Genomic DNA, 15,514 nt, shown 5'->3' on the forward strand with positions numbered 1-15,514 from the left:
GCTAACCCCTGCGGTCAGACAGGTATAGTGCTGATATGCGTCTCCAATTTCGATTGTCTGTTTTGGCGATTTCCTTCTTCAATGCTGCAGCCTTTTTGCAAGCTCAAAGTCCCAAGCCCACCATCACTCTTGACGAGTTTCTCAACACCACGGCGATCGTCGGAACGAGCCTTTCGCCGGACGGCTCCGCCGCAGTCATCGCGACTGAAACGCCTGACTGGAAGGCCAGCTCGAACCGCCATGACCTCTGGCTATGGACAGCGCAGGGTGGGTTGAAGCCGTTGACTCACTCTGGGACTGACGATCAGCCCCATTGGAGCCCCGATGGCAAATGGATTGCATTCGTGTCGGAGCGACCACCCGCCGGGTCAGTGGACGGCAACGGCGACGCGGAAGCAACGAAAGCGAGCCGCATCTGGCTCATCTCGGCATCGGGAGGAGAAGCGCTTCCGCTGTACAACGAGAAGCTCGATGTACACGCATTTGCATGGTCGCAAGACAGCTCGTCGATCTACTTCTCGGCCAAGGCGCCGCTTACGCACGAACAGGAAGACGAGCAGAAGGACACATGGAAGGATGTTGTCCGGTGGCGCGAGCAATACAGGGGCGATGTGTTGCTGAAGCTGGCGATCGCTCCCGCGCTGGCTCGCGCAATTGCGGTATCTGATGCGGGAGCAGTCCCTACAGCAGCCAAAGCCGACGCCGAGCCGTCATCGAAACTGGCTACCGGTGCAGAGACCATCGCAAAGAGCGATCTTGCGATCAGCGAGATTGCGCCGGCTCCTGATGGCAAACAGATTGCGTTTATCACGGAGCCCATTCATAAGCGAATTGAAAATCCGGCGGACTACGAGATTTTTCTGGTAGCAGCAAGCGGCGGCGACGCTAAACCGATCACGCACAACCAGGCAATGGAATCGAACTTGCATTGGTCACCGGATGGACATTGGATCTACTTCGCAGTGAATGCGGGGAACGGGTCGCTGGACGGGAAATATCGCGATGTGCAGGGGCGGCTTTATCGGATCGACGCTGCTTCGGGGAAGACCGAGCGACTTGGCGCATCCTTCGACGGGTCGTTTGATCAGTACACGTTGCTCGCCGACGGTCGCGAATTGGCGCTGGGACTGAAGGGCACGGAAACTCAGGTTTATCTGATCGAGGGAGAGAAGGCGACAAAGTTGCCTGGAATGGCGGGCAGCTATGCGGGATTGGATCCCGCGCATGGTTCTAATTCTCTGCTAGTGCGCTTCTCCACGATCAACGATCCGCAGCAGGTCTACCTCGCTTCAGATCCAATGCAAACCGACAAACTGAAAAAACTTACCGACTTTAATCCCATTTTCGCGGAGCGGGCACAACCGGAGTTTCAACCTTACACTTGGAAATCCGACGACGGGCACACAGTGGAAGGTGTGTTGATCTTCCCTCCGGGCAAGAAGGATGCGAAGCATCTGCGCATGTTGACCCTGATTCACGGCGGTCCGGCGGATGCTGATGGGAATCGATTCGGCGCTGACTGGTACGACTGGGCCACCTTCGCTGCGGATAACGGGTGGCTGGTATTCCGGCCAAACTATCGAGGCTCGACAGGATACGGAGACGAGTTCATGCTCGGGATCGAGCCGCATCTCGTATCGAAACCGGGGCGCGATATTCTCACCGGCGTCGATGCGCTGGTGAAAGAAGGCTATGCCGATCCGGATCACCTCGCGATAGGCGGCTATAGCTACGGTGGTTATATGACGAACTGGCTGATCACACAGACGACGCGGTTCAAGTCCGCCGTGACCGGAGCGGGCGCAGTGGAGCACGCAGCGAACTGGGGCAACGACGACGAGACGTGGGACGATGCCTGGTATCTTGGTGGGCGCCCCTGGGAGAATCCGAAGCTGTATCAGGATGAAGCTGCAATATTTCAATTCGACAAGGTGAAGACGCCCACTCATCTTGTGCAAGGGGGCGCGGATATTCGCGTGAGCTACCTGGAAGGCGAGACGATGGAGCGTGCGTTGCAGTCGCTTGGTATTCCGCACACGTTCCTGGTGTTTCCCGGAGAGGGGCACAGCCTCGACAAGAATCCCTGGCATGGCTACATCAAGCTGCGCGAGGAGATTAAGTGGCTGGAGAAGTACGACAAACAGTGAATCGTCAATACGATAGAAGCGGTCGCGTCTACGTGCCGGAAATTCGAAGGCATCAGGTTCGACACCTCGTACGTCCAACGATTGTGCTGAAGCCAGCTGCCTAAGTGGCGCATCCTATCTGCAGGGACCAATGAATCCAGCGGTTGAACAAGCCCGTCATGTCGCCTTCCAGCAGACGCTTCTGAGCGCCCGGCGCACCATGCTGATGAGCGAGATTTTGAAGCTCGCCATCGACAGTTTTCGCGCCAGCAAGCTGCGCTTTGCGTTGACGGCGCTGGGAATGGTGATTGGTACAGCGTCGGTGATCCTGGTGGTGACCATCGGGCTCACAGGACGGCAGTTCATTTTGAATGAGATCCAGAAGATTGGCACGAACGAGATCGAGGTCGAGTATTCAGGTGGCGGAGCTGTCGGCGCGGAGAAGGTGCAATACAACGACTTCCTGACGCGCGAGGATGAGAAGGCCGTGCTGGCGCAGGTACCAAGCGTGGTGGCATCGTCCCCGGTGCTGGAGTCGCACGACCGCATCAGCTTTGGTGGCGGCGTGGTGAAGGATACGTTGGCGCTAGGAGTCAGTCCGCAATACAAGGATGTGCGCAATCTGATTGTGCTCTCCGGTCGTTTTTTTGACGAACAAGACGAAACCGCGCACATGAAGGTAGCTGTCGTGACTGTACCGTTTGCGCGCGACATGTTTGGCAGTGAAGACGCAGCTCTCGGCAAGGAGTTCACCATCCAGGGAATTCCTTTTATGATCGTCGGAACTTTCAAAGAGAGCGTCGACACTTTTGGCGAGACAGAAATTGCGGACGAAACCATTCTGATTCCCTTCTCAGTCGCGCGATATTTCACCGGAACCGATGACGTGAAGCAGCTTTATTTCACTATTCGGAGCATGGATGAGGTTCCCGATGCTACGCGCGAAATCCATGACGTGATTCAGGCTCGCCATAAAGCGAATTCGGTCTACAAGACATTCGACCTGCGCGAACTTCTCGCGATGGCTGATCGGATTTCGATAGCGCTGATCGTAGTGCTGGTGCTGGTTGCGGCGGTAACGCTGGCGGTGGGCGGCGTGGGAATTATGAACATTATGCTGGCGAATGTGCGCGCGCGCATTCGGGAGATCGGCATTCGCAAGGCTCTTGGAGCTACATATCGCGAAATCAAACTACAGTTTCTGGCGGAGGCCGTGATCATTTCGCTCACTGGCGGACTAATCGGATGCGTGGCAGGGCTCGCGGTTCCGTTGTCGATTCGACTCCTCTCGGACTATCCACTTCCAGTGTCTATGTGGTCGGTGGTGATTGCACTGGCAGCGGCTACGGCAGTCGGCGTTGTGTTTGGCACGGTTCCCGCGACGCGCGCCGCGCAGATGGATCCGGTTGAGGCGCTCAAATATGAGTGACGAGCAGAAGTCCGAATCGGAACCTAGCGCGGAAGAACAGTCGAAGGGACTCAATCTCACACTGGCTTACAGCCTGCTGGCATTTGCGATCGTTGCAGCACTCTGCATAGCTCTCTTTATCGTGATGCCGTTTTACCATCGGCGCTGACCCGGCTAAAGACAAGGCCTGATTTTGTAACGACAATCGCACGGCTGAAGCCGTGTCCCTTCAAAGAATTGAGAAAAGTCTACGATCTTTCAGGGATGCCGTGCGGCCGTACCGACCGGCTCTCCCTCAATAACTCCATCTGCGGCGGCAGCCAACTTTTTTGATTTCCGGTAGACATTTGCAACTGCAAGTGTCCATAGCGGAACGAAGTCGACTCCGGGAACCAGCTTCGCCAGAAATGAAGGGGCAAACTCCCAGTGCCAGCCAAGCAGGAAGCTGAGCGCACCGGCCATGCCCAGGTCGAGTGCATCGTCGGCGGGCGATGCCGCACCCTCAACGAACAGCGGAAAGATTGCTATCTGAACGAGGTCAGCAATGATCGCTAAAGCGAGCGCTGCCCGCATCCGATTTCCTGGAGCGATGCTGGCCGCGCCTTTGTCTAATTCCAGTTGAGATTGCATTGCGGCCCTCCTCTCAATATTAGACGTGAATGGTGCACGAAGGGGTTCCCATGATCGGAAGTGGTTTTGCCTTTAGATGACAGGGACCACCACTTTCGAGGATGGTCGGACGTTTTATGATCGTCGCTGATGAGATGAGGGTCAAGACATGGTGACGCAGGCAGAGAAGGGGATGTTATTCAAGGCGCTGCACGAGCGCAAGCAGCCATTTGTTATCGGCAATCCGTGGGACGCGGGGTCGGCGCGCATTCTCACCAGCTTGAAATATGAGGCATTGTCGACTACCAGCGCGGGGCTGGCCTTTTCACTGGGGCGCAAAGATGGAACCGCGTCGGTGAGTCGAGCGGAAGCGCTGGAGAATGCGAAGAGCATTGTGGAAGCGACAGATCTGCCGGTTGCTGCTGATCTTGAAAACGGATATGGGCACGCGCCGGAAGACGCCGCGGAGACCATTCGTCTGGCGGCCAAAGCTGGGCTGGTCGGTGGATCGATTGAAGATGCCACTGGCGACGCTGCGAAACCGATCTATGAATTTGAGCACGCGGTGGAGCGGATCGCCGCCGCCTCGGAAGCGGCGAAGACGTTGCAGTTCCCTTTCATGCTGGTGGCACGGGCGGAGAACTACCTTCATGAACGGCCGGATCTGGACGATACGATTCGGCGCCTGCAGGCATTCGAGAAAGCAGGGGCGTCGGCGCTGTATGCACCCGGCCTGACGCAACCGGAAGATATCCGGACTGTATGTGCCTCCGTTTCTAACCCGGTGAATGTGCTGATGGGATTGAAGGGCGCGCCGCGACTGACCGTTGCGCAACTCGGCGATCTGGGAGTAAGGCGAATCAGCATCGGATCAGGCTTTAGCCGGGCTGCGTTGACGGCCTTTCTACATGCCGCCCGCGAAGTGATTGAGGATGGAACGTTTGGGTTTGCAGACGAGACACTGTATATCTCGGAGTTGACCGCAATGTTTGGTAATTCCTAGCGCATATGAAGGTGTGTTCGATCGAGATTGCGAATGTCTCAATGCGGATGAAGGTTACTAAAGGACAGGCGAAGGAAAAGAGTAGTAACACCGGGGGGGGAGGGGGTGGCCTTCTTTGTCGCAGCCTCGCGAACCTCGTATGATTCCTGACGCGGAGATCTTGCACATGCATTCATTGTGCGCCGGCGAGGGATAATTGCCTGCAAAGTGTGTGGGACAATTTGTCGTTTAGATGCTGCCGTTTAGAAGACTTCCGGAGAAACACATGTTGACGGCGCCGGAATGCTAATCGCGAGGTAGGGATATTTTGAGTCTGCTGAGTTGATGCAAAGGTGATGTCACTATGAGCAAGAGGAGCATGAGTCCAGCACGCCTCGAGGCCTTCTCGGATGGTGTGATCGCGGTGATCATCACCATCATGGTGCTGGAATTGAAGGTGCCCGGGCCAGATGGCGTAGCGGGTGTGCGCGCGGTGCTGCCTACCTTGTTTCTTTATTTGCTAACCTTTGTGCAGATCGGGATCTACTGGGTCAACCATCACTACCTTGTCGACGAGGTGGAGACGGTGAGTCATGGGATTTTGTGGGCTAACTTGATTTTTCTTTTCTGCCTTTCGCTGTTTCCTTTTGCCACGGATTGGATCGGCGTGAAAGGGCTGACGTCATTCAATACCGCTCTCTACGCAACCGTCAGCATTTTTCCAGGACTGAGCTACATGGGACTATGGAGCCAAATACGAGCGCAGAGTACGGCACCGGAACATGCAACATGGGGCAAGCAAATTGCCTCTGTTGCGCTTTATCTGGCAGCGATTCCGGCTGCTTATTACAAACCTGCTGCCTCGCTGGCGTTGATTGGAGTGGTTGCGATCCTGTGGCTGCTGCCGCCGAAGGTTGAGGCATCTTCGAATTGAGATATCGCCTCGCCCTTCGAGGCTCAATTCGCGTTGGTCAGGAATTGTCGCATCCGCCGAAAAAGCAGATCCTTCACTCCGCTTAACCCCATGGACACACGTGTCCACGGGGCCCCCAAAGCGCTCCGTTCAGGATGACAAGTGAAGACTAGAGGTAAGCGAGCCCGGGGGCAGCCGGTAACAGATGGAACGAATTTTCTATCCTGAGATGCGGCGTTGCATTTCGATGAGCGCGCTGTCATTCAATGCGGAGTGCGGTCATTGGATCTACGCGCGTTGCCCTCTTTGCCGGGAGCCAGACGGCGAGGAAAGCGACAGCGCTGAGAAGTATCGTTGTCGCGACGAAGGCGACGGGGTCCAGCGGCTTAACCTTGAACAGGAAGCTCGCGAGGAAGCGTGTTAGCCACAAGGCTCCTCCTGCGCCAATGATGAGGCCGATGAGCGTTAGCGTCATGCCCTGGCGGATGACCATGTTGCGAAGGTTCGAGGCCTGCGCCCCGAGCGCCATGCGGACGCCGAGTTCCTGGGTGCGTTGCTGCACGGAGTAGGACATTACGCCATAAACTCCAATTGCCGCCATCAGCAATCCCGCAGAACCGAACACAGTGAGCAGCAGCATGTTGAGGCGTTGACGCGCTATATTCTGCGCTTCGATCTCTTCCATGGTGCGGATATGTGCGACTGGAAGTCCGCCGCTGGCTTCGCGCAAAGCGGCGGCAATGGGCGTGGTCAGCGTGCGCGGGTCGACCTGGCTGCGGACGATCCACCATATCGGGGCTACTTTGGAATTCAAAGCAGTCTCCAGATCCGGCATTTGCGCGATCGGAATGTACATGACGGGGAAAGGATCTGCGTTGGGACCGCCGTCATGCGTGTCGCCAACAATGCCGACAACCTGGCGGGGCTGTTCCGCAAAGGCAGGTCCGGCATCGGCACCAATCAGGATGCGATCTTTAAGCGGATCGCTATTGGGCCAGTACTGGCGGGCCATGGCCTGATTGATCACGACGACACCGGGCGCCGCAGCGTCGTCCTGTTTGGTTAGAGTGCGGCCGCGAAGCAACGGAATCTTGAGAGCACTGAAATAACCGTAGGAGATGGATGAGAATCCTGCTCCGCCTGTCGGCTGCGCATTCTGTTTAGGGCGGCCGACCACGTCGAAGGACATTCCGAATCCGCCGGCCATCGGCAAGCAATTTGTGGCACCGACGTCGAGGACTCCCGGCACGGCAAGCAGCCGATCTGTCCCGGCGCGAATGACGTCCGCAACAGGCGCTGTTTTCTGGAAACGGTCTCCACTGACCGACATGGACATGCTGATCACGTTTTGCATCGCAAAGCCGGGATCGATGGACTGAAGGTTCATAAAGGTGCGGATCAGCAATCCAGCACCGACAACGAGCGTCACGGTGAGAGCAATTTCGCCGATGACGAGCGCGGAGCGCAGCTTACCGCTGCGGAATCCGATGCCGGAGCGACTGCCGTTTTCATTGAGAGCGGCTGCGAGGTTTGTTTTCGAGGCGCTGATTGCCGGGACGAGACCGAAGACGATTCCAGTGAGGATGGAAATGCCGAGAGTAAACAGCAGGATGTTGAGGTCGAGCGTGATGCCCGAACCATCTTCGCCGATGCGGGGGATGTCGCCTGGGTTGATCTTGAGCAAGATGCGAACGCCAGAAAATCCGAGGACGAGGCCCAGAAGTCCGCCTGCGAGCGACAGGGTGAGGCTTTCAATGAGCAGTTGGCGGATGATCTGGCCACGGCCAGCGCCGAGAGCGGACCTTGTGGCGAATTCGCGTTTGCGCGCGGCCGACCTTGCAAGGAGCAGATTTGCGATGTTGGCACATGCGATGAGGAGCACGAAGACCACTGCTCCGAGCAACACGAAAAGGCGGCCGCGGGTATCGCCAATCATGGTCTGCTGAAGGGACGTGACGCTAAATCCGCCATTCGGCGGTAGAGAGTCGTTGCCGTACAGTCTTCGAAACTGGTCTGCGGCGAGACGCAATTGAGCATCGGCCTGAGGAATGGTGATACCGGGCTTGAGACGCGCAGCCACGGTAAAAAAAGTGACCATGTCCTTTGAGTTCAAATCGAATTGATAAGGCACCCACAGATCGATCGGCGAGTCGGTCGTAAATCCGCGCCCAATCACTCCCACGACGAGAAACGGCTGGCCATCCAACTGAATCGTCGTACCGACAATGTTGGGGTTGCCGCCATAGCGGCTTTTCCAGAGGCTGTAACTCAATACGGTGACGTGGCCACCATTGGGGCTGTCTTCGTCGGCGGTAAAGGTGCGGCCAAGAATAACGGGCGCGCCAAACATCGCGAAGTAGTCTGCAGAAACGTGAAATCCCTGCACCTGCTGGGGATGGTCGCCTCCGGTGATGTTCAGGCCGGCACCGCCGAAATCGTAAGCAGCAACCTGCTGAAAGATGCTCGTCTGCTGGCGCCATAGATTGAATCTGGGTATGCTGGCACCCGGAAAATTGCCTCGCGGGCTGGTATTCATCAACGCGACCAGTGCCTGCGGGTCGGGATAAGTAAGCGGTTGCAGGAGGACGGTGTTGATGACCGAAAAGACCGCGGTGTTCACCCCGATTGCGACCGCAATTACGAGAATGGAAATCACGGCAAAGCCGGGCGTCTTGGCGAGTGCTCGCAGGGCGAAACGAAAGTCGCGCGCTACGGCTTCAATCATTGCGAAGGAGCGGTAGTTCCAGACGCGCTCGCGGGTGGTTCGCGGATTACCAAACCGCATATTCGCCTGTCGATGCGCTTCCTGAGGCGCGAGGCCACGCGCTCGATTTGCGTCTTCTTCGTGGGCGAGGTGGGACTCGATTTCCTGGGCAAGGTCTTCGTCTTTCTGGGTCCGATGGATGAAGCGATTCAGGCTCATGGATGCTCTCCTGCCGGTTTTATTCGAACGATTCCCCAAGAATGAGGCCGATGGCGCGCGTCATCTTTTGCCAACGCCCCGTGGCGGCGTGCAGTTCTTTGCGGCCTTTGTTGGTAAGCCTGTAGAACTTGGCCTTGCGGTTGTTGTCGCTCACGCCCCACTCGGAGGATAGCCAACCGCGATCTTCAAGCCGATGAAGCGCGGGATAAAGGGACCCCTGCTCGACTTCGAGGGCATTCTCCGAGGTTCGTTCGATTGCCTGGGCGATGGTGTGACCGTGCGCCGGACCCATAACAAGAGTGCGCAGGATGAGCATGTCCAGCGTGCCTTGCAGAATCTCCCCAGCTTCTGACGTTTTTCTTGTGACCATCATGAGATCTCCACTCGAATGACTATGCGAGAGAAATAGTACTCCACTCGGATGTCTATGGGAAGGATGTCTTTAAGGTTAAGCTCGTGTTTAAATGCAAACCCATGGAGCAGGAAAGGTTTAGACCGCATCCAGAGACTAAAAAAATAGCGAGCTTTGCCGCAATGATTCGATAACATCTAGCGCAGGACGGTGCGCCGCTTATTCCCCGTTTTAAAGCTTGCTTGGCGCTTTGGTTCCCTACTCTGCTGGTTTTGACTTCAAGGAGAAGAATGAAATCTTTGAGCCGCGTATTCTTTGTCGCTGTTTCGATGCTGGTGATGGGCGCCTGCGTGCAGGCGCAGGTGGACCCGAAGCTTTACTCCGATATGAGGTGGCGCGAAATCGGGCCGATGCGGGCCGGGAGGACGCGAGCGCTGGCGGGAGTGCCGAGCGAGCCGGCGACGTTCTACCTGGGCGCAGTGAACGGCGGGGTATGGAAGACAACAGACGCGGGCGCGACGTGGCACAGCCTGTGGGATGACCAGCCAAGCGGATCGATCGGGTCGATTGCGGTTTCGCTGAGCGATCCGAATACGATCTATGTAGGCAGCGGCGAAGGACTGCAGCGGCCAGATCTTTCGACCGGTGATGGTGTCTATAAGTCGACCGATGCGGGCAAGACGTGGACGCATCTTGAGGGGCTCCGCAACGGGCAGCAGATCGGGCAAGTGGCAATCGATCCGCACGATGCAAATCGCGTATTCGTGGCCGTGGAAGGTCACCCCTACGGGCCGAGTGAAGAACGCGGGTTATATCGGACGGTGGATGGCGGCAAAACGTTCAAGCGTGTTCTGTTCACGAACGAGCGCACCGGCGCGTCGGAGGTGCAGATCGATCCGCAGAATCCGCAGATCGTGTTTGCGGGGATGTGGCAGCGGCAGGAAGCGCCGTGGGAGAACGGGTCGTTTGAAGGCGGAGAGGGTGGACTGTATCGCTCGACGGATGGTGGCGACACATGGAAAAAGCTCACGGGAAACGGGCTGCCGGATAAAGTTCTGCAATTGCAGATGACGATTTCGCCAAGCAATCCGAAACGGATCTATGCGGAGATCGCTCCAGTGAACGGACCGGTCTGGCTGTATCGGTCAGACGATGGAGGCGACCACTGGGTGCATGCGCCGGAGGACGATACACGGCCGGAGGAGCGGATTGGCGGCGGAGATTGCCCGGTACCGCTGGTAGACCCGAAGGATCCGGATACGGTCTACGTGGCCAGCATCGTGAGTTGGAAATCGACCGATGCAGGCAAGACCTGGACGGCGTTTCGCGGGTCGCCGGGTGGTGACGATTATCAGAATGTCTGGGTGAATCCCAACAACACCAAGATTGTGGCGCTGGCAAGCGACCAGGGGGTGGTGATCTCGCAGAACGGCGGCGAGAGCTGGGCCGAATGGTACAACCAGGGCACCGCGCAGATGTATCACGCAACAGCGGACAATGCCTTTCCGTATCGCGTGTGCGGCGGACAGCAGGATTCGGGATCGGCGTGCGTGCCAAGCCGCAGCGACGATGGTCGCATCACGTTTCATGACTGGCATCCAGTGGGAATCGAAGAGTACGGCTATGCCGCGCCTGATCCGCTGGACCCGGACGTTGTGTATGGCGGGAAGGTGACGCGCTACGACCGGCGCACTGGTCAGATTCAAAACGTGGAGCCGAAGCCGCTGCGAGGATATCGTGCACTGCGCACGGAGCCGCTGATGTTTTCGCCGGTTGATCCGCACAAGCTTTATTTCGCAACGAACACGCTGTGGCTGACAGAAGATGGCGGCAAGGACTGGAAGGAAGTAAGCCCGGATCTGACACGCGAGACGTGGGAACTGCCGAAGGTGGTGGAGGGTTACAAGGATTCTGCAGCAGCTAAGGCGACGCGGCGGGGAGTGATTTATGCGCTTGGGTTGTCGCCGCTGGATGGGAACCGGATGTGGGCGGGCACAGATGATGGACTGATCTGGACGACGGAAGATGCGGGAGCGCACTGGGTGAATGTAACTCCGCCGGCGCTGCAGCCTTTCTGGAAGGTCTTCAACATGGATGCGGGACACTTCGACGCGCAGACGGCCTACGCTGCGGTGAACACGTTACGGCTGGACGATATGCGGCCGCATCTTTTCCGCACGCATGATGGCGGGAAGTCGTGGACGGAGATTAACAATGGGATTCCGGATGGCGCGGCGACGAGCGCGATTCGTGAAGATCCTAAGCGCAAGGGGTTGCTGTATGCGGGGTCGGAGACGCAGGTATATGTGTCGTTCGACGATGGAGATCACTGGCAGTCATTGCGGCTGAACATGCCCGCGAGTTCGGTGCGCGACCTTGAGGTGAAGGGCGACGATCTGATTGCGGCTACGCATGGGCGCGGGTTTGTGATTCTGGATGACGTGACACCGCTGCGGCAGATTGCGGCGAATACGGCTGAAGAGAGTGCGCACCTGTACACGCCGCAGACCGCGATGCGGATTCGGAATGATACGAATCCCCCGACGCCTTGGCCCGCGGATTTTCCGTCGACGAAGAATCCGCCAAATGGTGCGGTGATTGATTACTACCTGGGCACAGGAGTGTCTGGTGTCGTGTCACTGGAGATTGCAGACAGCAAGGGGCAGACAATCGCGCGCTTCAACTCGGACGATGCAGTTCCAGCGCCAGACCCGCGTTATCCTGACCCGCCAGTTTGGGAGAGGAAGCCGCGAGTGCTGTCGGCTGCACCGGGGCATCATCGGTTCCTGTGGGATTTGCAGTATCCGCAGGTGCCGGGGTTGTCGACCGGGCCTGATGACGAGTTGGCAACGCCACATGATACGCCGCAGGTTTCAACGGCACCGTGGGTGCTTCCAGGCGAGTACACGGTGAAGTTGACGGCTAACGGGAAGACGCAGACGGCCGCGATGAAGGTAGTGATGGATCCGCGAGTCAAGACGGCAATGCCGGAGTTGGAAGCACAATTCACGATGGCGAAGAAGATGTACGACGACGTGATGAAAGCAACGGCGGCGATGCACGAGATCAGCGTGCTTCGCGAACAGTTGAAGGCACGAAGCGGGCAGCCGGTGGTGGGACAAGCGGGGCCGACCATCGATTCGAAGCTGGATGCGATTGCGGGGCCCGCGCGTGGAGGGCGCGGATTCGGGCGCGGAGCGGCAGGGCCGGCGACGCTTGGGTCAGTGCGGTCGCAGTTGGCGCGGCTGATGCACTCGATTGAGTCTGCGGATGTGGCCCCGACGACAGCTCAGGGCGAGGCGCTGGGGATCGCAGAGAAGCCGTTGGATGGGCTGATCGAGCAATGGAAACAGGTGAAGCAGAACGATGTGAAGGCAATGAATCTTGAGTTGAAGAAGCAACATCTGGCAGTGATCGATCTGGATACGCGGGAGATGGATCGCAGCCGGGAAGATGAACTGGAGATGGGTGACGAGGAGTAAAAGTCATCTGCAGCGAAAACAAAATGACCACCCGCAGGTGGTCATTTTGCGTTGAAGTAAAGTGCTGGTGGTTTAGTGGTGCTTGCCCCCTCCGCCGGAATGGCCGCCTCCACCGGAGTGACCGCCACCGCTGGAGTGGCCGCCGCTACCGAAGTGTCCTCCACCGCCGCCACTGCTGAAGTGGCTTCCACCACCGCCGCCGAAGTGGCTGCCGCCGCCGCTGAAATGAGGAGCCGATGGAGCTTTGAAGCCCCCGCCGCCACCAAAGAAGGAGTGGCCTCCGCTACTGCCACCAAAGCTTTGGGCTTTGGGAGCTTTATAGCTGCCACCACCACCGTAGCTATAGCCGCGGCTTCCGCCGAACGAATACCCGCCGCCAGAGGGTGCCCGCGCGATGTTTGACCCGCCATAAGGGCTGGAACCGCCGTAAGAGCGCGAGCTTCCGTACCCGCCAGCCGAATTGCCAGCGAAGCCGTAGGAGCGACTGCCAGCGCCGCCGCTATAGGCAGGCGAACTGGGCGGGCGATAGGTCTGGGCACCGCTTCCACCGAAGCCCGGACGCATGCCGTAGTTCTGCAGCGGTCTGGTGTAAGCGCCGGAGGACGAGCCATACGATTGACGGTTACTGTAAGCACCGCCGTAGGTCTGCTGGCCACCTGCATACGCCTGCTGGCCGCCATAGGCGCCGTTGCGACCTGCCCCGAATTGCTGCGTCCCACCGTATTGCTGCGGGCGGCCGGTCGCCTGTGGCCCGCGAGCGCCTGAACCGTATCCATAGGCGCCGTTAGGCTGGCCATAACTGTTGCCGCCTCGAGCGATTGTGCTGCCATTCTGGCCATAGGCCGGCGCTACAGGACGTTGGCCGAAACCGCCGTTCTGCTGGCCGTATCCGTTGCCGCCGCGAGCGAAGTTGCTGCCGTTCTGGCCAGCTATAGGGGCGCCGGGGCGTTGACCGAATGCTCCATTCTGTTGACCATAACCGTTGCCACCGCGGGCGAAGTTGTTCCCGTTCTGTCCTGCAACAGGAGAGCCGGGGCGCTGACCGAACGCGCCGCCACCTCGGTTGGCGTAGTTGCCTTGATTGCCGCTGGCGCGGTTTCCGCCATTGAAATTCCCTGGAGCAGGGTGGATTGCGTGCGGGAAGTTGCCGCGATCAAGCCCGGTGCGGAAGGTGTGGGGCATGCCGCCACCGAAGCCACCACGGCCGCCGTAGCCGCCGCGTGCACCCCAGCCGCCATGTTCGCGGAAGCCAGCCAATTCACCACGGGCTCCCCAGTAGCGACCGCCGCCATGCGCGAATCCCCAGTCGTGCATTTCGTGGCTATGCGTGCACCAAATATCACCACCAAAGAAGATAGCGTGCGCGAACCAGTCGAGACCCCATCCAAGCCAGCGGAAAGGGTATGTAATTGCGTCGAGTGCGATCGCGGGGCCAAAGAAAATGGCTCCATCAAGCGCTGCGCCGATCGCGCCGAAGAAGTGGAATCCTGGGTAGGGATCGATGGGTGCCCCGTAGGCGGCCCAGGGGTTGTATTGAGGAACGTATACGACTTGAGGAGTGGGCGGAGCGATCTCGATGTTGCCCTGATCCTCAATGACTTCCTGCTGAGGGGTGTTCTGGAGGTTGCCGGCCTGCTGGGCGCGGTCACGCATGACCTGGATGGTTTGCATCACGTCTTGCGGCTGGTTGTAATAGGCATTGCCGAGGTCGGTGGTCCACTGGAGATTTTGCGCCATCTGATCGAGGACCTGGGGAAACGCTGTCAGCGCTTTGATGCTCGGGTCCCAACTGCTCTGAGCGTTTGCCCCAGCAGCGATTTGTTGGGGAGGCGCCCCTCCCTGCATGTGCAGCCACTGGTCGGCGGCGGCGACTTGCGCGGGATAAGTTGAACCTGCCAGGACCATTGAAACCAGATTGTCGGGATAAAGCGCGATGGGAGCGACCATCTGCTCGAGCCGATCAGGGCTGAGCGCCGCTGAGGGCTGGATGGGCGGAGCGAAACCCTGGTTCGGATCGTTGTAGGTTAGCTGCTGCTGGGGATAGGCCTGCTGACCGTACGGTTGCTGGCCATCGGCGGGCGGTTGCTGATACTGCGGAGGCTGCTGCCCGTACTGCTGTTGCTGATCCTGCGCAGCGTACTGGCCCTGTGATGTGCCGGGCTCGTCCGTCGGCCAATTGGGAATCGCGGCGGGCTGCTGGGCGACCACAGAAGTGGCTGCGACTCCCAGACCAAGGATGGCGGCTGCGACATATTGACGAAAGAATCGCGGATTGGAAGAAGCGTTGGGGGGTATGCCCGGAAGCGATGTGCAGGAGAGCGGGCGCGCAGTGCGCAGATCAAATTGGGGTTTCATCATCCCTCACTGAATTCGTGCGAAGCGCCGCTCTGACTGGACAGCATTTGTCATCGCCGAATAAATGCCCAGGGGTGACTCGCATGCCAAGTCGAACCTACCCCATAGGTACCTAACTGGGAACCCCACCTGGATGGGTTAGTTTCGCGGATGTAACGGATTTGTTGAATTCATCGGGGCTCTGCCTATGCGGATTTGGTCGCCGGGACGCCGAGATCGATGGAAATCGGGGGTGATTTTCGGTGGCTGGGGGGTAAGCCGTTTATTTCGAACATTCTTTGAAATTCGCACCAAGCGATTTACTAGCGGGGCGCCCTCGGCAATCTCAACCAAAAAAGCGGCTTTTCGATGTCGAATTGGCTCC

At 58.4% G+C, this 15,514-nt stretch carries 10 protein-coding genes; 6 read left to right on the forward strand and 4 right to left on the reverse strand.

Annotated elements, in window-relative coordinates:
- The first annotated feature begins 35 nt into the window (after window positions 1–35).
- The 3 genes from P8935_RS21120 to P8935_RS21130 all read left to right on the forward strand — a co-directional run bounded on the left by P8935_RS21120 (window position 36) and on the right by P8935_RS21130 (window position 3,703).
- A complete protein-coding gene (locus tag P8935_RS21120) occupies window positions 36–2,147 on the forward strand; it encodes a prolyl oligopeptidase family serine peptidase (RefSeq protein ID WP_348262291.1) in 2,112 nt (703 codons plus the stop codon).
- A gap of 130 nt (window positions 2,148–2,277) precedes the next feature.
- The gene (locus P8935_RS21125) at window positions 2,278–3,555 is read left to right on the forward strand and encodes an ABC transporter permease (protein ID WP_348262292.1); all 1,278 of its coding nucleotides are present in this window, start codon (window positions 2,278–2,280) and stop codon (window positions 3,553–3,555) included.
- Window positions 3,548–3,703, forward strand: a complete 156-nt coding sequence (locus tag P8935_RS21130) for a hypothetical protein (RefSeq protein ID WP_348262293.1) — start codon at window positions 3,548–3,550, stop codon at window positions 3,701–3,703. Before P8935_RS21125 ends, P8935_RS21130 begins: the two co-directional genes overlap by 8 nt.
- An 89-nt stretch (window positions 3,704–3,792) precedes the next feature.
- Here the strand turns inward: P8935_RS21130 and P8935_RS21135 are convergent, their stop codons facing one another.
- Window positions 3,793–4,164, reverse strand: coding sequence for a hypothetical protein (locus P8935_RS21135; protein WP_348262294.1), 372 nt, complete (start codon window positions 4,162–4,164; stop codon window positions 3,793–3,795).
- Between the two features lie 148 nt (window positions 4,165–4,312).
- On the opposite strand from P8935_RS21135, the gene P8935_RS21140 reads away from it, so the two are divergent.
- Window positions 4,313–5,146, forward strand: a complete 834-nt coding sequence (locus P8935_RS21140) for an isocitrate lyase/phosphoenolpyruvate mutase family protein (RefSeq protein ID WP_348262295.1) — start codon at window positions 4,313–4,315, stop codon at window positions 5,144–5,146.
- A gap of 358 nt (window positions 5,147–5,504) precedes the next feature.
- On the forward strand, window positions 5,505–6,059 hold the full coding sequence (locus tag P8935_RS21145) for a TMEM175 family protein (RefSeq protein ID WP_348262296.1): 555 nt from the start codon (window positions 5,505–5,507) through the stop codon (window positions 6,057–6,059).
- Window positions 6,060–6,297: 238 nt separating this feature from the next.
- Here the strand turns inward: P8935_RS21145 and P8935_RS21150 are convergent, their stop codons facing one another.
- Together P8935_RS21150 and P8935_RS21155 are read right to left on the reverse strand one after the other, a co-directional pair.
- The gene (locus P8935_RS21150) at window positions 6,298–8,961 is read right to left on the reverse strand and encodes an ABC transporter permease (protein WP_348262297.1); all 2,664 of its coding nucleotides are present in this window, start codon (window positions 8,959–8,961) and stop codon (window positions 6,298–6,300) included.
- 19 nt (window positions 8,962–8,980) lie between these two features.
- Window positions 8,981–9,334, reverse strand: coding sequence for a PadR family transcriptional regulator (locus P8935_RS21155; RefSeq protein ID WP_348262298.1), 354 nt, complete (start codon window positions 9,332–9,334; stop codon window positions 8,981–8,983).
- Between the two features lie 269 nt (window positions 9,335–9,603).
- Between P8935_RS21155 and P8935_RS21160 the strand changes: the two genes are divergently transcribed.
- Window positions 9,604–12,795 carry a glycoside hydrolase gene (locus P8935_RS21160; protein ID WP_348262299.1) on the forward strand — a complete coding sequence of 1,064 codons (3,192 nt, stop codon included), beginning with the start codon at window positions 9,604–9,606 and terminating at the stop codon, window positions 12,793–12,795.
- Window positions 12,796–12,867: 72 nt separating this feature from the next.
- Here P8935_RS21160 and P8935_RS21165 read toward each other — a convergent pair whose 3' ends face one another.
- The gene (locus tag P8935_RS21165) at window positions 12,868–15,153 is read right to left on the reverse strand and encodes a DUF3300 domain-containing protein (RefSeq protein WP_348262300.1); all 2,286 of its coding nucleotides are present in this window, start codon (window positions 15,151–15,153) and stop codon (window positions 12,868–12,870) included.
- Window positions 15,154–15,514 lie beyond the last annotated feature (361 nt).

Origin of the sequence: Telmatobacter sp. DSM 110680, assembly GCF_039994875.1 — a bacterium.
Lineage (GTDB): Bacteria > Acidobacteriota > Terriglobia > Terriglobales > Acidobacteriaceae > Telmatobacter.